The organism is Pseudomonas sp. BN411 (genome assembly GCF_029871235.1).
Classification (GTDB): Bacteria; Pseudomonadota; Gammaproteobacteria; order Pseudomonadales; family Pseudomonadaceae; genus Metapseudomonas.
In genome coordinates, this window is sequence record NZ_SSOM01000067.1 from 307,374 (window position 1) to 327,282 (window position 19,909).

23 protein-coding genes are annotated in these 19,909 nt (G+C 62.7%); 10 read left to right on the forward strand and 13 right to left on the reverse strand.

What is annotated here, in order from left to right:
• Window positions 1-157: 157 nt before the first annotated feature.
• Window positions 158-1,006: a peptidoglycan DD-metalloendopeptidase family protein gene (locus E8F06_RS14145; RefSeq protein ID WP_280368576.1), complete on the forward strand. Its 849-nt coding sequence runs from the start codon at window positions 158-160 to the stop codon at window positions 1,004-1,006.
• A 107-nt stretch (window positions 1,007-1,113) separates the two neighbouring features.
• On the forward strand, window positions 1,114-2,118 hold the full coding sequence (gene rpoS / locus E8F06_RS14150; protein WP_151136307.1) for an RNA polymerase sigma factor RpoS: 1,005 nt from the start codon (window positions 1,114-1,116) through the stop codon (window positions 2,116-2,118).
• A gap of 560 nt (window positions 2,119-2,678) precedes the next feature.
• Here the strand turns inward: rpoS and fdxA are convergent.
• Together fdxA and mutS are read right to left on the reverse strand one after the other, a co-directional pair.
• Window positions 2,679-3,002 carry a ferredoxin FdxA gene (fdxA, locus tag E8F06_RS14155; RefSeq protein ID WP_280368253.1) on the reverse strand — a complete coding sequence of 108 codons (324 nt, stop codon included), beginning with the start codon at window positions 3,000-3,002 and terminating at the stop codon, window positions 2,679-2,681.
• Between the two features lie 140 nt (window positions 3,003-3,142).
• A complete protein-coding gene (gene mutS / locus E8F06_RS14160; protein ID WP_280368255.1) occupies window positions 3,143-5,716 on the reverse strand; it encodes a DNA mismatch repair protein MutS in 2,574 nt (857 codons plus the stop codon).
• 70 nt (window positions 5,717-5,786) lie between these two features.
• On the opposite strand from mutS, the gene E8F06_RS14165 reads away from it, so the two are divergent.
• From E8F06_RS14165 to recX, 3 genes are all read left to right on the forward strand, one after another.
• Window positions 5,787-6,299: a CinA family protein gene (locus E8F06_RS14165; RefSeq protein ID WP_280368257.1), complete on the forward strand. Its 513-nt coding sequence runs from the start codon at window positions 5,787-5,789 to the stop codon at window positions 6,297-6,299.
• A gap of 87 nt (window positions 6,300-6,386) precedes the next feature.
• Entirely contained in the window at window positions 6,387-7,430 is a 1,044-nt protein-coding gene (recA, locus tag E8F06_RS14170) for a recombinase RecA (RefSeq protein ID WP_280368259.1), read from the forward strand.
• A 7-nt stretch (window positions 7,431-7,437) separates the two neighbouring features.
• Window positions 7,438-7,899, forward strand: a complete 462-nt coding sequence (recX, locus tag E8F06_RS14175; protein ID WP_280368261.1) for a recombination regulator RecX — start codon at window positions 7,438-7,440, stop codon at window positions 7,897-7,899.
• A 78-nt stretch (window positions 7,900-7,977) separates the two neighbouring features.
• Here recX and E8F06_RS14180 read toward each other — a convergent pair whose 3' ends face one another.
• Both E8F06_RS14180 and E8F06_RS14185 read right to left on the reverse strand, forming a co-directional pair.
• Entirely contained in the window at window positions 7,978-9,057 is a 1,080-nt protein-coding gene (locus E8F06_RS14180; RefSeq protein WP_280368263.1) for an LOG family protein, read from the reverse strand.
• 238 nt (window positions 9,058-9,295) lie between these two features.
• Window positions 9,296-9,709, reverse strand: a complete 414-nt coding sequence (locus tag E8F06_RS14185; protein WP_280368265.1) for a quorum-sensing-regulated virulence factor family protein — start codon at window positions 9,707-9,709, stop codon at window positions 9,296-9,298.
• A 191-nt stretch (window positions 9,710-9,900) separates the two neighbouring features.
• On the opposite strand from E8F06_RS14185, the gene E8F06_RS14190 reads away from it, so the two are divergent.
• Window positions 9,901-10,611 carry a tRNA-uridine aminocarboxypropyltransferase gene (locus E8F06_RS14190; RefSeq protein ID WP_280368268.1) on the forward strand — a complete coding sequence of 237 codons (711 nt, stop codon included), beginning with the start codon at window positions 9,901-9,903 and terminating at the stop codon, window positions 10,609-10,611.
• Here E8F06_RS14190 and E8F06_RS14195 read toward each other — a convergent pair whose 3' ends face one another.
• Window positions 10,612-11,517 (reverse strand): DMT family transporter, encoded by a 906-nt coding sequence (locus E8F06_RS14195; protein ID WP_280368271.1) that lies wholly within the window; start codon window positions 11,515-11,517, stop codon window positions 10,612-10,614.
• Window positions 11,518-11,719: 202 nt separating this feature from the next.
• On the opposite strand from E8F06_RS14195, the gene erdR reads away from it, so the two are divergent.
• Both erdR and E8F06_RS14205 read left to right on the forward strand, forming a co-directional pair.
• The gene (erdR, locus tag E8F06_RS14200; protein ID WP_280368274.1) at window positions 11,720-12,370 is read left to right on the forward strand and encodes a response regulator transcription factor ErdR; all 651 of its coding nucleotides are present in this window, start codon (window positions 11,720-11,722) and stop codon (window positions 12,368-12,370) included.
• Between the two features lie 72 nt (window positions 12,371-12,442).
• On the forward strand, window positions 12,443-12,808 hold the full coding sequence (locus E8F06_RS14205) for a diacylglycerol kinase (protein WP_069085287.1): 366 nt from the start codon (window positions 12,443-12,445) through the stop codon (window positions 12,806-12,808).
• Window positions 12,809-12,811: 3 nt separating this feature from the next.
• Here E8F06_RS14205 and E8F06_RS14210 read toward each other — a convergent pair whose 3' ends face one another.
• Window positions 12,812-13,738, reverse strand: a complete 927-nt coding sequence (locus E8F06_RS14210; protein WP_280368278.1) for a LysR family transcriptional regulator — start codon at window positions 13,736-13,738, stop codon at window positions 12,812-12,814.
• 128 nt (window positions 13,739-13,866) lie between these two features.
• Here E8F06_RS14210 and fpr point away from each other — a divergent pair, with 128 nt between their 5' ends.
• The gene (gene fpr, locus E8F06_RS14215) at window positions 13,867-14,646 is read left to right on the forward strand and encodes a ferredoxin-NADP reductase (RefSeq protein ID WP_151136293.1); all 780 of its coding nucleotides are present in this window, start codon (window positions 13,867-13,869) and stop codon (window positions 14,644-14,646) included.
• 56 nt (window positions 14,647-14,702) lie between these two features.
• Here the strand turns inward: fpr and E8F06_RS14220 are convergent, their stop codons facing one another.
• Window positions 14,703-15,116 carry a VOC family protein gene (locus E8F06_RS14220; RefSeq protein ID WP_151136292.1) on the reverse strand — a complete coding sequence of 138 codons (414 nt, stop codon included), beginning with the start codon at window positions 15,114-15,116 and terminating at the stop codon, window positions 14,703-14,705.
• A 60-nt stretch (window positions 15,117-15,176) separates the two neighbouring features.
• Here E8F06_RS14220 and E8F06_RS14225 point away from each other — a divergent pair, with 60 nt between their 5' ends.
• A complete protein-coding gene (locus tag E8F06_RS14225; RefSeq protein WP_280368280.1) occupies window positions 15,177-15,479 on the forward strand; it encodes a putative quinol monooxygenase in 303 nt (100 codons plus the stop codon).
• 127 nt (window positions 15,480-15,606) lie between these two features.
• Here the strand turns inward: E8F06_RS14225 and tsaA are convergent, their stop codons facing one another.
• From tsaA to rimO, 6 genes are all read right to left on the reverse strand, one after another.
• Window positions 15,607-16,299: a tRNA (N6-threonylcarbamoyladenosine(37)-N6)-methyltransferase TrmO gene (tsaA, locus tag E8F06_RS14230; RefSeq protein ID WP_280368282.1), complete on the reverse strand. Its 693-nt coding sequence runs from the start codon at window positions 16,297-16,299 to the stop codon at window positions 15,607-15,609.
• 1 nt (window position 16,300) lies between these two features.
• Window positions 16,301-16,486 carry a hypothetical protein gene (locus tag E8F06_RS14235; RefSeq protein ID WP_280368284.1) on the reverse strand — a complete coding sequence of 62 codons (186 nt, stop codon included), beginning with the start codon at window positions 16,484-16,486 and terminating at the stop codon, window positions 16,301-16,303.
• Window positions 16,487-16,550: 64 nt separating this feature from the next.
• The gene (locus E8F06_RS14240) at window positions 16,551-17,321 is read right to left on the reverse strand and encodes an SDR family oxidoreductase (RefSeq protein ID WP_280368286.1); all 771 of its coding nucleotides are present in this window, start codon (window positions 17,319-17,321) and stop codon (window positions 16,551-16,553) included.
• A 95-nt stretch (window positions 17,322-17,416) separates the two neighbouring features.
• Window positions 17,417-18,058: a glutathione S-transferase family protein gene (locus tag E8F06_RS14245; protein ID WP_280368288.1), complete on the reverse strand. Its 642-nt coding sequence runs from the start codon at window positions 18,056-18,058 to the stop codon at window positions 17,417-17,419.
• A 49-nt stretch (window positions 18,059-18,107) separates the two neighbouring features.
• The gene (locus E8F06_RS14250; protein ID WP_280368289.1) at window positions 18,108-18,458 is read right to left on the reverse strand and encodes a DUF393 domain-containing protein; all 351 of its coding nucleotides are present in this window, start codon (window positions 18,456-18,458) and stop codon (window positions 18,108-18,110) included.
• A 120-nt stretch (window positions 18,459-18,578) separates the two neighbouring features.
• The gene (gene rimO, locus E8F06_RS14255) at window positions 18,579-19,901 is read right to left on the reverse strand and encodes a 30S ribosomal protein S12 methylthiotransferase RimO (protein WP_151136279.1); all 1,323 of its coding nucleotides are present in this window, start codon (window positions 19,899-19,901) and stop codon (window positions 18,579-18,581) included.
• Window positions 19,902-19,909 lie beyond the last annotated feature (8 nt).

Genomic DNA, 19,909 nt, shown 5'->3' on the forward strand with positions numbered 1-19,909 from the left:
GGGCAACTATCTGATGCACCGCCAAGCCGTCCGCCTGCTGTACTTTGTGCGGTAGGCGGCTGGCTCGTCCGGATATTTCCGGCACAATAAATAACACCTAGGAATGTTGGGAAAGGGGACAAGAGTGAGCCTGATGGCCATTCGGCAGTGGATTCGCATGGGGAATGGGCTCACCTGGTTGCCCGCGGTCGCCGCTGGCATCCTGCTGGCCGGCTGTTCCAGCACCCAGAAAGACGGTGTAAACGTGGTCGACCGCAATCAACCGGGATCGACCTCCGCACCGCAACGGCAACCCGTCACCAGCGGCCAGTACCGCGTTCAACGTGGCGATACGCTCTATTCCATTGCATTTCGCTTCGGTTGGGACTGGAAAGCCCTCGCCGCGCGCAACGGCATCCCCGCCCCCTACGTGATTCGCCCGGGTCAGATCATCCGGTTCGATGGACAGCCGGGCCAGGCGCGTCCGACTGCGGTTGCCACCGCCCCTGCGGTGACCAATCCAAGGGCTGGAAGCAGTGCTTCGACCCGTCCGCCTGTGCAGGCCCAGCAACCGGCCGTCCGCCCTCAAACACCGGCGCCGCAACCGGTGGTGACTGCGCCAGCAACTCCGTCGAACACGTCTACTACGCGCTCTGCAGCCGGTTGGGTGTGGCCCGCAAACGGCGCTCTCATCGGGCGTTTTTCGTCAAACGGCAGTTTGAATAAAGGGATTGATATCGCTGGGGAATTAGGCCAGCCTGTCTTGGCTGCGTCAGACGGATCAGTTGTTTATGCCGGAAGTGGATTACGGGGCTACGGCGAACTGGTCATCATCAAACACAGCGATACCTACGTAAGCGCCTATGGTCATAACCGCAGGTTGCTGGTGCGGGAGGGACAGCAGGTCAAGGTCGGGCAGACAATTGCCGAGATGGGCTCAACGGGGACTGACCGGGTGAAGCTTCATTTTGAAATTCGCCGTCAAGGTAAACCTGTAGATCCGCTGCAATACCTGCCACGTCGTTGATCTGTTTTTCAGCCCGTTCCACCACGTGGTAAGGACGGGCTCAGGCGGCGCCAGGGATATAAGGCTTCGCCGGGGCTTGTTGTCGAACTCAGCAAGGGACAACAACAATGGCACTCAATAAAGAAGCGCCGGAGTTTGACGTCGATGACGAACTGCTCATTCTTGAGCCAGGCGTCATTTTGGATGAAGCGTTGAGCGAGGAGAACGACGCGCCTCTGCCCACCGCGAAATCCCGGCATTCGAGCTCACCCAAGCAGCACAAGTACATCGACTACAGTCGTGCACTCGACGCGACCCAGCTTTACCTCAACGAAATCGGCTTTTCCCCCCTGCTAACCCCGGAAGAAGAAGTGCACTTCGCGCGCCTTGCGCAGCGCGGTGATCCTGCCGGGCGCAAGCGCATGATCGAAAGCAACCTCCGCCTTGTGGTGAAGATCGCGCGACGCTACGTCAATCGCGGCCTGTCGCTGCTCGACCTGATCGAAGAGGGCAACCTCGGTTTGATCCGCGCGGTTGAAAAGTTCGATCCAGAACGGGGCTTCCGATTCTCTACCTACGCGACCTGGTGGATCCGTCAGACCATTGAACGGGCCATCATGAACCAGACCCGGACCATCCGCCTGCCGATCCATGTGGTCAAGGAACTCAACGTCTACCTGCGGGCTGCACGTGAGTTGACCCACAAGCTGGATCACGAGCCTTCGCCTGAAGAAATCGCCAACCTGCTGGAAAAACCGGTGGACGAGGTCAAGCGCATGCTCGGTCTCAACGAGCGGGTGACTTCGGTGGATGTTTCTCTCGGCCCGGACTCCGACAAGACCCTGTTGGACACCCTGACCGACGATCGTCCCACCGACCCGTGCGAGTTGTTGCAGGATGACGATCTCTCGCAAAGCATCGATCAGTGGCTGTCCGAACTGACCGACAAGCAACGTGAGGTTGTGGTGCGTCGTTTTGGTCTGCGTGGCCACGAGAGCTGCACGCTTGAGGAAGTGGGCCAGGAGATCGGCCTGACCCGCGAGCGGGTGCGGCAAATCCAGGTTGAAGCGCTGAAGCGTCTCCGGGAAATCCTGGAGAAGAATGGTCTGTCCAGTGATGCGCTGTTCCAGTAGCGTTTGAAAGATTCGAAAAAGCCCGGCCTTGGCCGGGCTTTTTCATTGTGGCTTCTGGCATTTCCCGGTGCGCATATGTCGGCCTTCACGAGATCACTTGCGAACTCGAAGTATCAATGCAGACGAAGATGCCTTGATCGCGGCCCAATCGCGTCCATTTTTTAGCGTTGCCTTGTAAGTCATTGCTTACACGCCATGTACGTGATCTGAGGAAGTTGCTGCTCGCCAATGGAGAGTTTAATGTTGAGAATATTTTTAAGTTGTTGATATTAAAGGATTTTATTTTTATCGTTATGACATTTTCAGGCGTCGAGACGTTGTTTCGCCAACTTGATCCGTCCTCGTGGATCGCTAATATCACCCTTGCGTACAGGATGTATGCGGGTTGATAAGGATATCGACCAAGGACATCGCCGGATGCGATTCATCAGGATGATGAGCAAGGACTACAGGGAATATGGACAAAAGAGTGGGCGGGTATCCCCCGCCCCTTTTTTCGCCCGCAGGAAAGCAAAAGGCCCGCAGATGCGGGCCTTTTTGCGTTCGGACGCTGAGCGGGATCAGCGCGCCAGATGTTCCAGCTTGCCTTTGACGCCGTCCCATTCTTCGGCGTCAGCCAGGGCATCTTTCTTCTCGGTGATGTTCGGCCAGACTTCGGCCAGATCACGGTTCAGCTCGATGAACTCCTGCATGTCCTCAGGCACTTCATCCTCGGAGAAGATGGCTTGCGCCGGGCATTCTGGCTCGCACAGTGCGCAGTCGATGCACTCATCCGGGTGAATGACCAGGAAGTTCGGGCCTTCGTAGAAGCAGTCCACCGGACAGACTTCCACACAGTCGGTGTATTTGCATTTGATGCAGTTGTCGGTGACGACGAAGGTCATTTCTATTCTTCTCCTCAAGCGGCGGCTCGGAAGCCTTCTATGTCCGGCTTCTCGGCTCTGGAACTCACGGCGCCGGGCAGGCTGAATCCCGGGTGTCTTCCAGAGCGCGCGGGATTCTAGCAGCTTGTGCGGTTCAGGGGTTAGAGGCGTGACTTCAGTGTATACAACAGCTCCAGTGCCTGCCTCGGGGTCAGGTCGTCCGGTTTGACCTTCGCCAGATCGTCCAGCACCGGGTGCGGAAGGCTGGCGAAGAGGTCGCTCTGCATGGGCGAACTCGGTTGTCCGGGGCTCTGGCGTGGGATTTCATGGGGCAGGCTGGTGGTTTCCAGGCGCGCCAGGTGCTCGCGGGCACGCTGGATCACGCCACCCGGAACGCCCGCCAGTTGCGCCACCGCCAGGCCGTAGCTTTGGCTCGCCGGACCCGGCAACACGTGGTGCAGGAACACGATGCGCTCGTTGTGCTCAGTCGCGTTCAGGTGGACGTTGGCAACCACGGGCTCGCTCTCCGGCAGAACCGTCAGCTCGAAGTAGTGGGTGGCGAACAGGGTGAAGGCGCGCAGGCGGGCCAGATGCTCTGCCGCAGCCCAGGCCAGTGACAGGCCGTCGAAGGTACTGGTGCCGCGACCCACCTCGTCCATCAGCACCAGGCTGCTGGCGCTGGCGTTATGCAGGATGTTGGCGGTTTCGCTCATTTCCACCATGAAGGTGGAGCGGCCGCCGGCCAGGTCGTCGCTGGAACCGATGCGGGTGAAGATGCGGTCCACCAGCGACAGCTCGCAGCTGGCCGCCGGTACGAAGCAACCGATGTGGGCGAGCAGCACGATGAGTGCGGTCTGGCGCATGTAGGTCGACTTACCGCCCATGTTCGGGCCGGTAATGATCAGCATGCGAGTGGCGTCGTCCAGGTTCAGATCGTTAGCCACGAAGGGCGTGTCCAGTACCTGTTCCACTACCGGGTGTCGGCCCTGGTTGATGCGCATGCAAGGTTCGTCGACAAAGCGCGGGCGGTTCAGGTCGAGGTTCAGCGCGCGTTCGGCGAAGTTGCTCAGTACATCCAGCTCGGCGAGGGCGGCTGCGGTGTCCTGCAGAGGTGCCAGTTGCTCGATCAGCAGTTCGAGCAGCTCGTCGTAGAGCATCTTTTCCCGCGCCAGGGCGCGGCTCTTGGCAGACAGCGCCTTGTCTTCGAAGGCTTTCAACTCTGGTGTGATGAAGCGTTCGGCACCCTTCAGGGTCTGGCGACGGATGTAGTCCGCCGGCGCCTGTTCGGCCTGCACGCGGGGCAGTTCGATGTAGTAGCCGTGGATGCGGTTGTAGCCGACCTTGAGGTTAGGCAGACCGGTGCGGGCCTTTTCCCGGGTCTCCAGGTCCATCAGGTATTGGCCGGCGTTCTCGCTGAGCGCCTGCAGCTCATCCAGTTCTGCGTCGTAGCCGGTCTTGATCACGCCGCCGTCGCGGATCACCGCCGGCGGGTTGTCGATGATGGCGCGCGCCAGCAGGTCGGCCAGTTCCGGATAGGTACGAATTCCGCCCGCCAGGTCCTGCAGGTGGGGCACATCCAGTTCGGTCATCGCGCCTTGCAGTTGCGGCAGGGCGGCGAGGGCGTCACGCAGACGGGCGAGATCGCGCGGACGGGCATTGCGCAAGCCGATGCGGGCGAGGATGCGCTCGACGTCGCCGATTTCCTTCAGTTGCGGCTGCAGGCCTTCGAAGCGATAGCGATCCAGCAGGCAGTCGATGGCGTCCTGGCGGGCCTCGAGTACGGCACGGTCACGCAGCGGGCGGTTCAGCCAGCGGCTGAGCAGACGGCTGCCCATGGCGGTCTGGCAGCGGTCGATCACCGATTGCAGGGTGTTGTCGCGCCCACCAGACAGGTTCACGTCCAGTTCCAGGTTGCGGCGGCTGGCGGCGTCGAGGATGACGGTGTCGTCGATGCGCTCGTGGCGCAGGCTGCGCAGGTGGGGCAGTGCGGTGCGCTGGGTTTCCTTGGCGTAGGCCAGGAGGCAGCCGGCGGAGCCGATGGCCAAGGTCAGGGTTTCGCAGCCGAAGCCCTTGAGGTCCTGCACGCCGAATTGCTGGCAGAGGCTCTTCTTCGCCGAATCGCGATCGAAATCCCAAGGCGCGCGACGGCGTACGCCACGACGTTTCTCTGCAGGCAGGCCCTGGGGCCAGTCGTCAGGGATCAGCAGTTCGGCTGGATTCAGGCGTTCCAGTTCGGCCAGCAGGTTTTCCCAGCCCTTGATCTCCTGCACGCTGAAGCGGCCGCTGGTGATGTCCAGTACTGCCAGGCCGAACAGGCGTTCGTCACCCAGCACTGCGGCCAGCAGGTTGTCACGACGCTCGTCCAGCAGGGCTTCGTCGCTGACGGTACCGGGGGTGATGATGCGGACGACCTGCCGCTCTACCGGCCCTTTGCTGGTGGCCGGATCACCGATCTGCTCACAGATCACGATGGATTCGCCGAGCTTCACCAGCTTGGCCAGGTAGCCTTCCACTGCATGGAAGGGGATGCCGGCCATGGGAATCGACTTGCCCGCCGACTGGCCGCGTGCGGTCAGAGTGATGTCGAGAAGCTTGGCGGCCTTCTTGGCGTCCTCGTAGAAGATCTCGTAGAAGTCGCCCATGCGGTAGAACATCAGCTGGTCCGGATGCTGATTCTTCAGCCTCCAGTACTGCTGCATCATGGGTGTGTGTTCGCTGAGATCACTCTGACTCATTGGCTGGCCTTGCATGCAAAAGGCGCTAGTGTACGGTATCCCGTTGGCCCGCTTTAACCCCGGAGTGCACATGTCCGTTACCGAAGATGAACTGACTTCGTTCGCCGCACGGCTGGGCGAGGAACTGAAGGCGCGTGGCGAGTCGGTGAGCACTGCCGAGTCCTGTACCGGTGGTGGCATTGCCGAAGCGATCACTCGCATTCCCGGTAGTTCGGCCTGGTTCGAGGCGGGTTTCGTCACCTATTCAAACAAGCAGAAGACCGCGCAACTGGCGGTACCGGCCGAGCTGTTCTCGCAGGTGGGGGCGGTCAGCCGTGAAGTGGTCGAGGCGATGGTGCGCGGTGCCCAGTTGCACAGTGGGGCACGTTTCGCCGTGGCGGTCAGTGGCGTCGCCGGACCCGATGGTGGCTCCCCGGAAAAACCTGTTGGCACCGTCTGGTTGGCCTGGGGCAATGGGAAAGAAGTAGAGGCCGTACGCCGCCAGTTTCCGGGTGATCGCCTGTCTGTGCGCCGGCAAACGGTAGTGGAAGCGCTCCAGGGATTGATCCGACTAGCTGCAGGAGAAAAAGCCGTCCAGGGGTAGGCGAGCGACTTGCCCTATGGAATAATACTGTCTACTTATACAGTTGTTGGTGGCCGCCAGGCCCTCTTGAGTTTAGTGAGGACTTCAATGGACGAGAACAAGAAGCGCGCCTTGGCTGCTGCCCTGGGCCAGATCGAGAAGCAGTTCGGCAAAGGCGCGGTCATGCGCATGGGCGACCACGATCGCCAGGCCATCCCGGCCATTTCCACCGGTTCTCTGGGCCTGGATATCGCGCTTGGTATTGGCGGTCTGCCGAAGGGGCGTATCGTAGAAATCTACGGTCCAGAATCATCCGGTAAAACCACTCTGACCCTCTCCGTCATCGCTGAAGCCCAGAAAATGGGCGCTACCTGCGCCTTCGTCGACGCCGAACATGCCTTGGACCCGGACTACGCCGGCAAGCTCGGTGTGAATGTCGACGACCTGCTGGTTTCCCAGCCGGATACCGGTGAACAGGCTCTGGAAATCACCGACATGCTGGTGCGCTCCAACGCCGTTGACGTGATCATCGTTGACTCCGTTGCGGCCCTGGTACCCAAGGCCGAAATCGAAGGTGAGATGGGCGACTCCCACGTCGGCCTGCAGGCGCGTCTGATGTCCCAGGCCCTGCGCAAGATCACCGGTAACATCAAGAACGCCAACTGCCTGGTCATCTTCATCAACCAGATCCGTATGAAGATCGGCGTGATGTTCGGCAACCCCGAAACCACCACTGGCGGTAACGCCCTGAAGTTCTACGCCTCCGTGCGTCTCGACATCCGCCGTACCGGCGCGGTGAAGGAAGGCGAGGAAGTCGTGGGTAGCGAAACCCGCGTCAAGGTAGTGAAGAACAAGGTGGCCCCGCCGTTCCGTCAGGCCGAATTCCAGATCATGTACGGCAAGGGCATCTACCGCACTGGCGAGATCATTGACCTGGGCGTACAGCAGGGCCTGGTGGAGAAATCCGGCGCCTGGTACAGCTACCAGGGCAACAAGATCGGCCAGGGTAAGGCGAATGCCGCCAAGTACCTGGAAGACAACCCGGAAGTTGGCAGCGCCATCGAGAAGATCATTCGCGAGAAGCTGCTGGTTGACTCCGCCGCCAACAAGTCGGCTGCTTCGGTCGATGACCTGGCTGACGTAGACCTCTGATCCTCTCATGCCCGTCGTGCTCGACAGCCCCGCCGCCGTGCGGCGGGCCGCCATGGACCTGCTGGCACAGCGCGAACACGGGCGAGTCGAGCTGACGCGCAAGCTGCGTCAGCGCGGCGCTCCTCCCGAGTTGATCGACAGTGCCCTCGACCGTCTGACGGAAGAGGGCCTGCTCTCCGAATCCCGCTATCTCGAAAGCTTCATCGCCAGCCGCGCCCGTGGTGGCTATGGGCCGCAACGTATCCGCGAAGAACTGGCCCAGCGAGGCTTGCCGCGAGGTGATATCGACCAGGCCCTGCGCGAGGCCGATATCGACTGGGGCGAGCAGTTGCGCGAGGTTTGGCGCCGCAAATTCAATCGCCAACCCCAGGACGCCCGCGAGCGCGCCCAGCAGGGCCGATTCCTTGCCTACCGTGGCTATTCCATGGAGATGATCAGCCGTCTCCTGCGCGGTAATCTCGACGACTGAATAATCACGCGTGCAGCCTTGAGCCATGCGCGGATGCGCATGGCTGGTAGCTGGATGGGGCTGCGTTCGTCTGACGAATCAGGCCTTGCCGGCCCAGTGTTGCGGCAGGTTGATGAAGTCGATGAGTTCACGCAGGCGACCGTGGTCGCGACCATTGAAGCGGAACGCGAGGCGGATCAGCTCGCTGAACTCCGGTTCGTCTTTCTCCGACTCCGCGTAGGCCTGCTGACAGAAGTCACCTTCCAGGCAAAGGTCGGCGAACTGCTCCTGAACTTGCCCAAGGGCCTTCTCGCTGAGGGAGTGATTCATGCGAATCACGAAGCTGTTCTTCAACCAACGGCTGGAGTGGTAGTTGCGATAGAACTGGGCGATCTCGGCGGCCGCCTCGTCGGCATTGCGCACCAGACGCATCAGGTTCATGTCGCTGGGCAGGATGTAGCGGTTGCGCTCCAGTTGCTCGTGGAGGAAGCCAATGGCGTCTTCCCAGTAGCTGCCGTCAGGCTCGTCCAGCAACACCACCGGCACCACCGGGCTCTTGCCGGTCTGGATCAGGGTCAGCACTTCCAGTGCTTCATCCAGTGTGCCGAAACCACCTGGGCACAGTACCAACGCATCGGCTTCCTTGACGAAGAACAGCTTGCGAACGAAGAAGAAATGGAACGACAGCAGATGCTCACTGCCGTCGACCGTCGTGTTGGCATGCTGTTCGAAGGGCAGGGTGATATTCAGCCCGAGGCTGTTTTCCAGACCGGCACCTTCATGGGCTGCTGCCATGATGCCGCCGCCGGCACCGGTGATAACCATCAGGTCGCGCTTGGCCAGTTCAGCGCCCAGCTGGCGGGCCAGGGTATAGATCGGATGGCCTTCAGGGGTACGCGCTGAGCCAAACACAGTGACCTTGCGACGCCGCTTGAATTGCTCTAGGACGCTGAACGCGTGCTCCATCTCGCGCAGGGTCTGCAGCATGATCTTGGCGTCCCAGCGATTGCGGTCGGCCTGGGCCATGCGCACCACGGTGATCAGCATCTCGCGATAGAGCGCGAGGTTGGGGCTGCCACTTGGAACGGTGAGGTTGATCAGTTCGTCGACCTTCTGGGTCAGGTCGATTCCACTGGTCTGGAAGTGTCGGGAGAGATAGTCGTCCGGATCATAGGGCATAGCGTTCTCCTTGCTCATCAACATCTCTGAGCAGCACTACGGGCCGAGTCCGGAATCCGGGCGACCCGGTCGAGCCGCTCAACTACAGCTTGCGGCAGGGGCTGGATCTTTTCCAGTACGCCGCAGCCTGAATGAATCGCAGCGAGGTGTCCGGATTATGGCGGAGTGAGCGTAGGCCCTGGACTCCAGGGCGAAAGGAGAGGGCGGCACTCCCCGGACAGGAGCGCCGCGAAGTCGATCAGTTGGTCTTGGCCTTGAGGCCGCAATCCTGGGCAGTGAAGCGCTCGGACGTCACCGGGCGATTGGTCTTGTACTCGCTGAACTCGTAGCGCAGACCGGCGCCACGGGCCAGCAGCTGGCGGTAGCCAGTATTGCGGCAGACGCTGGCGCCCAGTTGTGCGCGCACGGCATCGGGGTTGGCGCGCATCTGCGCCGCATGGGTTTCGCGCACGCTGAGGTGATTCACCAGCTCGTTGCCTTCCACCGTGTAGCCCTGGTCGAGGATGTCCTCGTTGATTGCGCGAGGCGTGCCTACGCTGCTCTCCTTGGCGACTTTCTCGAGCATCTTGCTGAGCTCGTAGTCCTTGAGCGATGCGGCCTGGGCGAAGAAGGGCAGGGTCGCGCAGACGGCGATGGCGGTGAGGCGCAGCATGTGTATCTCCTAACGAAAAGTAGCTGTTTGACCAGCGCGGCAATTGTGCGTTCGCAGGCAGCGCTTGTCGCGTGAAAAATCAGCTCACGGCGTCTCTGGTAGAATCGCGCGATCCTTCTTGCCATCCCGATTCCGCCCGCTGCCTTTCGGCCTGCGCAGGGCGGCCAGCCGCTGTATTGGAACCCGTTTCGATGAGTCACGCCGTCTTCCGCCTGCGCGCCGAATGCCTCGCGCGCAGCACCCGTCCCTTCGTCGCCCGTGGATCGCGTGCGCCGCGCTGCCCGGAATGCCGGGTCGCCTTCGACTACTGCTTCTGCGCCTGGCGGCCCAAGGTACCGGTGCGTTCCGGCGTGTGCCTGATGATGTACTACTCCGAGCCAATGAAGCCGAGCAATACCGGCTGGTTGATCGCGGACCTCGTGCCCGACACCTGGGCGTTTGGCTGGTCGCGTACCGAGGTGGACGAGGCGCTGCTCGCCTTGCTCGAAGACCCGCAGTGGCAGCCTTATCTGGTGTTCCCCGGTGAGTACGCGGCGCCTGAGCGCGTGGTAGACAGTGTCGAGGTGGCGGAGGGCAAGCGGCCCCTGTTCATCCTGCTCGATGCCACCTGGACCGAAGCACGCAAGATGTTCCGCAAGAGCCCCTATCTGGACCGTTTTCCAGTACTCAGCCTGACGCCGGAGCAGATTTCCCGCTATCAGCTGCGTCGCCGGAAGAACGAAGAGCACCTGTGCACGGCGGAAGTCGGCGCGCTGTGCCTGGAGCTGGCGGGTGACGAAGAGGCTGGCGGTGCGCTGAACGCCTACTTGGATGTATTCACCGAACGCTACCTGGGGGCCAAGCGGGCCCTGCCTCTGGACGAGGCAAGCCCGGCGCACCAGGCGCTCAGCACCTATCTCTGATCAGGCTTCGACCTTGGCCGGTGCCGCCTGTGGCTCGTGTTTCTGCGGCCAGAGCTGGGCCACCAGCATGCCCACGAACATCAGGGCGCAGCCCATGTAGCCACGCGCGTGCAGGGACTCATCGAGCAGCAGGGCACCGGCGATGGCGGCGAATACCGCCTCCAGCGAGAGGATGATGGCGGCGTGGGAGGCGATGGCGTGACGCTGCGCCACCACCTGCAAGGTGTAGCCAATGGCGACGGCAATAACGCCGCCGTAGAGGATGGCCGGACCGGCCTGGATGATGGCGTCGAATTTGATTTCCTCGAACACCACTGCCAGCACCAGGCTGACCACTGCGCAGACGGCGAACTGCAGAATGGACAGGCGGATCGGGTCATAGCGGCTGGCGAAGTAGCCCACCAGCAGCACGTGCACGCCCCAGACGCAGGCACCGGCCAGTTGCAGCCAGTCGCCGGACGCTACGTGGAAACCTTCACCCACGCTGAGCAGGAACATGCCCACCACCGCCAGGCAGGCGCCCAGCCAGGTGCCCGTGCCAGTGCGATGGCCGAGGAAGAGGCCAAGCAGCGGCACTATGATGACGTACAGGCCGGTGATGAAGCCGGAGTTGGTGACGGTGGTGAACAGCAGGCCCACCTGCTGCAGGTTGATCCCCAGCGACAGGGCCAGGCCCATGAGCAGCCCGCCCAGCAGCATGCCCCGGTTCAGGGGCTGCTTCACTGCTGGCTTGGGCAGGATCAGCAGCAGCGGCAGCAGGATGAGGGCGCCAAGGCTGAAGCGCAGGCCGGTATAGAGGAAGGGGCCGACAGCATCCATGCCCAGCCGCTGGGCGACGAAGGCCGCGCCCCAGATGGCGGCGGTGATCAGCATCAGGATATCGGCGCGCAGAGCTTGGCTTCGCATGGCATTTCTCGGCGGGAAAAGCCGAGAACTTTGCCGTAAAGCGTTCGACTTGACCACCCCGCCCCGGCTCGGCATTCTGGGCGCCGCTTTACGGCCTGCCCGTATAAAGCTTCGGGCCTGGCCAGCGTATCCCGTCGTGCCGAAATGCCTTTCCTTACCCCCGGAGAGGCGTGTCTGGGCCCATTACAAAAAGGACATGCCCATGGCCTCATACGAAATTCTCATCGCCGATGACCACCCGCTGTTCCGCAGCGCCCTGCAGCAAGCCCTGACCCTGGGGCTCGGACCTGACGTGCGGCTGGTGGAAGCGGCGAGCATCGCCGAGCTCGAGACCCGCCTGGCCGAGCGTGCCGACTGGGACCTGGTCCTGCTCGACCTGAACATGCCCGGAGCCTACGGCTTCTCCGGCCTGGTGCTGCTGCGCGGTCAGTATCCGCAGATCCCTGTGGTGATGATCTCCGCCCAGGAAGAAGCGTCGGTAGTCGCTCGTTCCCGTGAGTTCGGTGCCAGCGGTTTCATTCCCAAGTCCAGCCCGCTGGAAGTCATCCAGAACGCGGTGCGCGCGGTGCTCGATGGCGATGTCTGGTGGCCTCCGCAGCTTGAGGAAGCACAGGCCCTGTCCGATGAGGCCAAGGCTGCCAGCGAGGGTCTCGCAAGCCTGACGCCCCAGCAATTCCGCGTGCTGACCATGGTCTGCGAGGGCCTGCTCAACAAGCAGATCGCCTTCGAACTGCATGTTTCGGAAGCCACGGTAAAGGCCCACGTGACCGCTATCTTCCGCAAGCTCAACGTGCGCACCCGCACCCAGGCCGCGCTGCTGCTGCAACAGATGGAATCGATTCCGTCGTCCTGACGCCGGGTCTTTCACGCAAATTTGAAGCGCGTTGCGTTAGGCTGCGCGCTCCTCTCAACAGCCCCTTTTCCTATGTCGCCATTCAAAGGCCAGACCGGCCTCAAACGTATTCTCAACGCCGCTGGATATTCCCTTGACGGGCTGCGTGCCGCCTTCACCGGTGAGGCCGCCTTCCGCCAGTTGGTGCTGCTCAACGTGGTCCTGATCCCGCTGTCGTTCTTCCTCGATGTCAGCCGTGGCGAACGCGCGCTGATGATCGGCGTCTGCCTGCTGGCGCTGATCGTCGAGCTGCTGAACTCGGCGGTGGAAGCGGCCATCGACCGCATTTCTCTCGAACGCCACCCGCTTTCGAAGAACGCAAAGGACATGGGCAGCGCCGCGCAATTCACTGCGCTGACGCTGATCACCGCGGTCTGGGCCACCATTCTCCTGGGCTGATGCTCAGGCAATCGGCGGCAGCACGATCTCGTCGCTGCGAGTCACCCCTTCGGTCAGTGCCCGGCACTGATCGAGGAATTCGCGCATGGCCGCCGTCTGGTACTTCTGCCGGTGCCAGATGAAATAGAACTGCCGGCGCAGGTCGATGCCCGGGGTTTCCACCGGCACCAGGCTGCCGCGGCGGAAGGCATCGCGCAGGGCCAGCCGCGAGATGCAGCTGATGCCGAGGCCCGATTCCACCGCGCGCTTGATCGCTTCGGTGTGCTCAAGCTCCAGGCGGACGTTCAGCGGGGTAGGGTGGTGGCGCATGGCCTGGTCGAAGGTCAGGCGGGTGCCTGAACCCTTTTCCCGTAGAATCCACGCTTCGCGGCTCAGCTCCGCCAGGCTTGCGTGACCCTTGGCAGCCAGCGGGTGCTGCGGCGCACAGAACACCACCAGCTCATCCTCCACCCAGGGCAGTACTTCGATATCCGGGTGCTGGCAGTCGCCTTCGATTAGACCCAGATCAAGTTCGTAGAGGGCGATCTGCTGGACGATATTCGCCGTGTTCTGCACATGCAGGCTCACCTGGCATTCCGGGTGGCGCTGCATGAAGGAGCCGATCAGCAGGGTGGCCAGGTAGTTGCCCACCGTGAGGGTGGCGCCAACGTCGAGGGAGCCGAAGCCGGTCTTGCCATTGAGCAGGTCCTCGATCTCGCGGGCCTGGTCCAGCAGGGCCACCGCCTGGGGCAGCAACTGACGACCCAGGGCATTGAGGCTGAGACGCTTGCCGGCGCGATCGAACAGCTGGCACCCCGACTGCCGCTCCAGCTCCGTTACGGAAGTGCTGGCGGCCGACTGCGACAGGGAAAGCTGCTGGGCAGCGCGGGAAACGCTCTCCTGCTGGGCGACGGCGACGAATACCTGGAGCTGACGGAGAGTAAATCGCATATCTATATAACCGATAACCTATATCTTGATAATTCAGTTAACAGATATTGTGGTGGTCATTACAATGTCGCGCAATCGCGCCCCCTCCTGAGCGGCGCTGGCGACTTCAAATTTTCGGAGCCCCGTAAATGAGCAACATGAACTCGGAGCGCATTCTCAGCGTTCATCACTGGAACGACACGCTGTTCAGCTTCAAGTGCACCCGTGATCCGGGCCTGCGCTTCGAGAATGGCCAGTTCGTCATGATCGGCCTGCAACAGGCCAGCGGTCGTCCGCTGATGCGCGCCTATTCCATCGCCAGCCCGAACTGGGAAGAGCATCTGGAGTTCTTCAGCATCAAGGTGCCGGATGGTCCGCTGACCTCCCAGCTGCAGCACCTGAAGGAAGGCGACGAGATCATCATCAGCAAGAAGCCCACCGGCACTCTGGTACTCGACGACCTGAACCCGGGCAAGCACCTGTACCTGCTGAGCACCGGCACCGGCCTCGCGCCCTTCATGAGCGTGATCCAGGACCCGGAAACCTACGAGCGCTTCGAGAAGGTGATCCTTGTCCACGGCGTACGCTACGTGAACGAAGTCGCCTACCGCGAGTTCATCACCGAGCATCTGCCGCAGAACGAGTTCTTCGGCGAAGCCGTCAAGGACAAGCTGATTTACTACCCCACCGTGACCCGCGAGCCGTTCGAGAACCAGGGCCGCCTGACCGACCTGATGCGCAGCGGCAAGCTGTTCGAAGACATCGGCCTGCCGCCGATCAACCCGCAGGACGACCGCGCCATGATCTGCGGTAGCCCGAGCATGCTCGACGAGACCAGCGAGGTTCTCGACAGCTTCGGCCTGAAGATCTCCCCGCGTATGCGCGAGCCGGGCGACTACCTGATCGAGCGCGCCTTCGTCGAGAAGTAAGCGCCATCGTTACACAGCAAAGCCCGCCAATTGGCGGGCTTTGTTGTTTCCGGGGATCAGACCGGGGAGCTGAAACGCTGTCCGGAGATGGCCGGGTGGTAGATCGGCTGGATCTTGTTCCCGGCCGGGTCCAGCACGTGGAAGCTGTGGGCGCCGTCGCCATGGGCGAAGGGGCGGTCGAGCATGGTCACGCCCTTGGCCTTGAGGTACTGGTACCAGGCTTCCAGCTCTTCCAGGCTGTCCACCACGAAGCCGTAATGGTCCACCGCCTGCACGCCGCTCGCGGATGCGAAGGCACGGCCGAGGGACAGGTTGTCGTTGCCGCAGGTGAGGTAGACGAGGTCCTCGTTGGCGCGGTTGAGGACTTCCATGCCCAGCACGTCCACGTAGAAGCGTTCGCACTCCTCCAGATTGGGCACGACGATGGCGATATGGCGCAGGCCGTTGAGGCGGCTCGGGCGAGTGGGCATTTCTTTGTCTCCGTTTTTGTATACAATTTTTGAGAAATATAAGACAAAACGGAGTTCAACGTGTACTGCCTTCTCCTCAAGACCCGCCTGCGCCCCGGCAGTCTGGACGCTTTCATGGACGCCATGCGCGTCAACGCCGCTGCATCGGTGCGCGACGAACCCGGTTGCCTGGTGTTCGATGTGCTGCAGGATCGCAGCGATCCCGATCTGGTCTGGCTCTATGAGGTCTACACCGACGAAGCCGCCTTCGAGGCGCACATGCGGACGCCGCACTTCCTCGCCAGCCGCCCGTTGGTGGAGCCGCTGATCATTGAGCAGGACTGCATCGAAGCGGATTCCCTGGTGCTCAACCCGGCCCGCTGACCAGCGCCTCTTTTTGTAGGAGCGAGCTTGCTCGCGAACAGCTAGAGCAGGATCTTTTCGCGAGCAAGCTCGCTCCTACACGTTGGGCCATGCGCCAGCTGCGACGGTTGGTGCTGCCCCGAAAAAATCAGCCCCGCGCAATCTCCAGCACGCGAATTCGCCCCGGTTCGGGGTAATGCCAGCGCACGTCCACGTCCCACAGACGGGCGCCGTAGCGGCGCTCGGGTTCGGGCTTCTGGTAGGCCGGACGCGGGTCCTGGGCCAGGCACTGCTCCACCAGCTCGGCCAGGGGTTCGCCCAGGCGCTGACCGTGTTCGCGGGCCTGGAGCAGGGCGCTTGGTTCCCACTCCACCGGAATCAGTTCCGGCGCCGCGTCGGCGATGGCGTTGAGCGCGCCTTCCTGACGGTCGGCGTAGGGAACGTAGGGTTTGATATCCACGACCGGCGTGCCGTCCAGCAGGTCGATGCCGGACAGCCAGAGACGACCGGCTTCGACCTTCTCCAGTCTCACCACCGACTGGCCAATGCCGTTGGGGCGGTGGGTGGAGCGGCTGGCGAAGACGCCAATGGACTGGTTGCCGCCCAGGCGCGGCGGGCGCACCTTCAGGCGCGGCTTGTCTTCCAGGGCCAGGTGGAACAGGAACAGCAGCCAGACATGGCTGACCTGTTCCAGCCCCGCGACGGCATCGCCGGTATCGAACGGTGGCACCAGTTCCAGCACGCCACGGGCGGCTGGCGCGAGGTGCGGCTGGCGGGGAATGGCGAATTTTTCCTTGAAGCAGGAGCGGACGTAACCGACCGGGGAAATGCTGTGCTGCATGTCAGTAGGGCACGCGGCAGCCGGCGTCGCGGAAGGGCCCACCCAGACGCTGCCAGCCATCGCCGGGCCTGGTCTGGGCGCAGGTCAGCGCACCATCCCGCTTGCTCTGCCAGATGAAGAAGGGCGCCGGCGCAGCGAAGCTCGGGGCGGCAAGGGTGAGCAGAAGAGTCAGGAGGGCGAGGCGCATGGGGTATTTCCGCTGAAGTGCGCGGCTACCCTAGCGCCGCGCCGGGCGCCGCGCAATAGACCGGTTACAGGTGGAAACCACCGTCGATGGGAATGACGTTGCCGGTCATGTAGGCCCCCGCCGTGCTGGCGAGGCTGATGGCCAGCGCAGCCATTTCCTCGCCCCGACCCCAGCGCTTCATCGGGATCAGCGCGGTGTCGCGGGCCATGGCCTCCGGGTCATTGGCGATGAAGCGGGTCATCTTGCTGGGGAAGCGACCGGGAGCGATCACGTTGACATTGACGTGCTCGGCCACCAGTTCCCGCGCCAGCATCCTTGAGAGCTGGTGCAGAGCCGCCTTGCTCGGCCCGTAGGCGTAGGCCTCTTCGCCATGGGAGGTGATCCCGGCGACCGAGCCGATGTTGATCACCCGCGCCGGGCAGGCTTCGCTGCCGGCCTTGCGCAGCAGCGGCAGCAATTGCTGGATGCAGCTGAACACCGAGGTGACGTTGAGCTGCATGACCTTTTCCCAGCCCTTCACCGGATAGCTTTCCAGCGGAGCGCCCCAGGTAGTGCCGGCATTGTTCACCAGGATGTCCAGCCGTTCGATGCGCTGTGCCAGCACTTCAGCCAGCACCTTGGCGCCTTCTTCGCTGGAGAGGTCCGCGGCAAGGCCGTGGCATTCGCCAAAGGCGGAGAGTTCGGCAGCGGTTTCGTGGCAGGCCTCGGCATCACGGGCGCAGATGAAGACGCGCGCGCCGGCTTCGAGGAAGCCCTGGGCGATCATCCGACCGATTCCACGGGTACCACCGGTGACCAGGGCGGTGCGGCCCTGAAGGCTGAAATAAGGATGCATGGCGAACCTCGCGACTGTGCCGGGAAAGGCCCATACCCTAGCCCCGGGGTGGCCGGGGCGGGGGCATTATCGAGGTGCGGAATGCACGGGCATTGTCAGGCGGGGGCAGCCTGGGTGGCGGCCAGCTCGGCGTCTTTGGCCAGGGCACGGGTGTAGGCAGGGCGTTCGATGAAGCGGGCGATGTACGCCTTGATCGCCGGCACTTCCGGGATCAGCCCGAACTGGGTCGTCCAGTTCAGCGCGCTGCCCCAGAGCACGTCGGCGGCGGTGAACTGTTCGCCGAGCAGCCAGGGCCCTTGCTTGAGCTGGCCAACCAGGGTCTTCATCACGCTGTCGAAATCGCCGTAGGGCGAGCGCGCTTCCGGAATCGGCTCGCGATTCTGTACTCGGTCCACTACAGCCGGTTCGAAGCAGGAACCGTAGAACACCATCCAGCGCAGGTAGGGGCCGCGCAACGGGTCGCCCAGGGGCGGTGCCAGTTTGGCCTCAGGGTAGAGATCGGCGAGGTAGAGGTAGACCGATACCTGCTCGGTGACCACCGCGTCGCCGTGGGTGATGGTGGGGACCTTGCCCATGGGGTTGATGGCGAGGAACTCGGGTTTGCGCTGCTCGCCGAGTTTCATGTTCATCACATGCAGCTTGAAGTCCGCGCCGAGTTCTTCCAGCAGCGTCAGGGCGCCGGTGGAGCGGGTGTAGGGGCAGTGGTAGAGGGTTACCTGGCGGTTCTGGTCGGTCATTGTTGTGATTCCGCTTGGGCCATGGATGCTGCGAGTCTAGACGCAGCCTCTAGAGCCTGCCGTCCCGCCTCAAGCGGCGCAGAACCCAGCGGCGGTAGACCAGTGACAGGAGTGGCCTGATCAGCGGCAGCCCGACCACCCAGGCCAGCGGTGCCATCCTGGGGACCCGCGCGAACAGGAGGATGTAGGCGTCCAGTTCGCGATGGATGCGGCCGGCTTCGTCCTGGACGTGGAGTTCGGTTAGTGCGAGGTAGGGGTCAATGCCCAGGGCGCGCAACTCGGCGTCACGGCCGGTGATGTCGATCCATTCCACGCCCTCGGCGGCGCGGGGGAAGGATTCGTACCAGCGGCGGTCGGCGATGCAGCGCGGGCAGGCGCCGTCGTAGAAGACCTTGAGCATGGCGGGGCTCTGTTGATGGGTATCGCTGCGCTCCACCACATCCTACGACCAAGAGGGCGCTTGAGTTAGCCCAAAAGAAAAAGCCCCGCATCAGCGGGGCTCTTTCATCCAACTATCGACTCAGACCAGTTCGGCCCACATGTCGTACTCGTCGGCATCGACGATGCGCACGCGCACCTTGTCGCCCGGCTTCACGCTGGTTGACTCGATGAACACGCTGCCGTCGATTTCCGGCGCGTCCGCCCAGGAACGGGCCACGGCGCCTTCGTCGTCCACTTCGTCGATCAGCACGTCCATTTCGCGGCCGATCTTCAGCTGCAGGCGGGCGGTGGAGATGGCCTGCTGGTGGGCCATGAAGCGCTCCCAGCGGTCCTGCTTCACGTCGTCCGGCACCAGTTCCAGGCCCAGGTCGTTGGCGGGGGCGCCTTCCACCGGGGAGTACTGGAAGCAACCGACGCGGTCGAGCTGGGCTTCGGTCAGCCAGTCCAGCAGGTACTGGAAGTCTTCCTCGGTCTCGCCGGGGAAGCCGACGATGAAGGTGGAGCGGATGGTCAGGTCCGGGCAGATCTCGCGCCACTTCTTGATGCGGGCCAGGGTCTTGTCCTCGAAGGCCGGGCGCTTCATGGACTTGAGCACTTTCGGGCTGGCGTGCTGGAAGGGGATGTCCAGGTACGGCAGCAGCTTGCCTTCAGCCATCAGCGGGATCACGTCGTCCACGTTGGGGTACGGGTAGACGTAGTGCAGGCGCACCCACACGCCCATGGCGGAAAGGGCTTCGCACAGTTCCAGCATGCGGGTCTTCACCGGCTGGCCGTTCCAGAAGTCGAGCTTGTACTTGAGGTCGACGCCGTAGGCGCTGGTGTCCTGGGAGATCACCAGCAGCTCCTTCACGCCGGCCTTGACCAGGCGCTCGGCCTCGGAGAGCACGTCGCCCACCGGGCGGCTGACCAGCTTGCCGCGCATGGAGGGGATGATGCAGAAGCTGCAGCTGTGGTTGCAGCCTTCGGAAATCTTCAGGTAGGCGTAGTGACGCGGGGTCAGCTTGATGCCCTGCGGCGGTACCAGGTCAACGAAGGGATCGTGGTCGGCCTTGGGAGGAATGACTTCGTGAACGGCGTTCACCACCTGCTCGTACTGCTGCGGACCGGTCACGGCCAGCACGCTCGGGTGTACGTCGCGGATGGAATCTTCGGAAACGCCCATGCAACCGGTGACGATCACCTTGCCGTTCTCGGCGATGGCTTCACCGATGGCGTCGAGGGACTCGGCCTTGGCGCTGTCGATGAAACCGCAGGTGTTGACCACGACCACGTCGGCATCCTGGTAGGTCGGTACGATTTCGTAGCCTTCCATGCGCAGCTGGGTAAGGATGCGTTCGGAGTCGACGGTGGCCTTCGGGCAACCCAGGCTGACGAATCCGACTTTGGGGGTGGCGGTGGACATTGCGGCTA

What these genes read in the sequence shown, in the direction of transcription:
- E8F06_RS14145 (WP_280368576.1), top strand. Translation starts at nt 158, where the DNA reads ATGGGGAATGGGCTCACCTGGTTGCCCGCGGTCGCCGCTGGCATCCTG.
- rpoS (WP_151136307.1), top strand. Translation starts at nt 1,114, where the DNA reads ATGGCACTCAATAAAGAAGCGCCGGAGTTTGACGTCGATGACGAACTG.
- fdxA (WP_280368253.1), bottom strand. Translation starts at nt 3,002, where the DNA reads ATGACCTTCGTCGTCACCGACAACTGCATCAAATGCAAATACACCGAC.
- mutS (WP_280368255.1), bottom strand. Translation starts at nt 5,716, where the DNA reads ATGAGTCAGAGTGATCTCAGCGAACACACACCCATGATGCAGCAGTAC.
- E8F06_RS14165 (WP_280368257.1), top strand. Translation starts at nt 5,787, where the DNA reads ATGTCCGTTACCGAAGATGAACTGACTTCGTTCGCCGCACGGCTGGGC.
- recA (WP_280368259.1), top strand. Translation starts at nt 6,387, where the DNA reads ATGGACGAGAACAAGAAGCGCGCCTTGGCTGCTGCCCTGGGCCAGATC.
- recX (WP_280368261.1), top strand. Translation starts at nt 7,438, where the DNA reads ATGCCCGTCGTGCTCGACAGCCCCGCCGCCGTGCGGCGGGCCGCCATG.
- E8F06_RS14180 (WP_280368263.1), bottom strand. Translation starts at nt 9,057, where the DNA reads ATGCCCTATGATCCGGACGACTATCTCTCCCGACACTTCCAGACCAGT.
- E8F06_RS14185 (WP_280368265.1), bottom strand. Translation starts at nt 9,709, where the DNA reads ATGCTGCGCCTCACCGCCATCGCCGTCTGCGCGACCCTGCCCTTCTTC.
- E8F06_RS14190 (WP_280368268.1), top strand. Translation starts at nt 9,901, where the DNA reads ATGAGTCACGCCGTCTTCCGCCTGCGCGCCGAATGCCTCGCGCGCAGC.
- E8F06_RS14195 (WP_280368271.1), bottom strand. Translation starts at nt 11,517, where the DNA reads ATGCGAAGCCAAGCTCTGCGCGCCGATATCCTGATGCTGATCACCGCC.
- erdR (WP_280368274.1), top strand. Translation starts at nt 11,720, where the DNA reads ATGGCCTCATACGAAATTCTCATCGCCGATGACCACCCGCTGTTCCGC.
- E8F06_RS14205 (WP_069085287.1), top strand. Translation starts at nt 12,443, where the DNA reads ATGTCGCCATTCAAAGGCCAGACCGGCCTCAAACGTATTCTCAACGCC.
- E8F06_RS14210 (WP_280368278.1), bottom strand. Translation starts at nt 13,738, where the DNA reads ATGCGATTTACTCTCCGTCAGCTCCAGGTATTCGTCGCCGTCGCCCAG.
- fpr (WP_151136293.1), top strand. Translation starts at nt 13,867, where the DNA reads ATGAGCAACATGAACTCGGAGCGCATTCTCAGCGTTCATCACTGGAAC.
- E8F06_RS14220 (WP_151136292.1), bottom strand. Translation starts at nt 15,116, where the DNA reads ATGCCCACTCGCCCGAGCCGCCTCAACGGCCTGCGCCATATCGCCATC.
- tsaA (WP_280368282.1), bottom strand. Translation starts at nt 16,299, where the DNA reads ATGCAGCACAGCATTTCCCCGGTCGGTTACGTCCGCTCCTGCTTCAAG.
- E8F06_RS14235 (WP_280368284.1), bottom strand. Translation starts at nt 16,486, where the DNA reads ATGCGCCTCGCCCTCCTGACTCTTCTGCTCACCCTTGCCGCCCCGAGC.
- E8F06_RS14240 (WP_280368286.1), bottom strand. Translation starts at nt 17,321, where the DNA reads ATGCATCCTTATTTCAGCCTTCAGGGCCGCACCGCCCTGGTCACCGGT.
- E8F06_RS14245 (WP_280368288.1), bottom strand. Translation starts at nt 18,058, where the DNA reads ATGACCGACCAGAACCGCCAGGTAACCCTCTACCACTGCCCCTACACC.
- E8F06_RS14250 (WP_280368289.1), bottom strand. Translation starts at nt 18,458, where the DNA reads ATGCTCAAGGTCTTCTACGACGGCGCCTGCCCGCGCTGCATCGCCGAC.
- rimO (WP_151136279.1), bottom strand. Translation starts at nt 19,901, where the DNA reads ATGTCCACCGCCACCCCCAAAGTCGGATTCGTCAGCCTGGGTTGCCCG.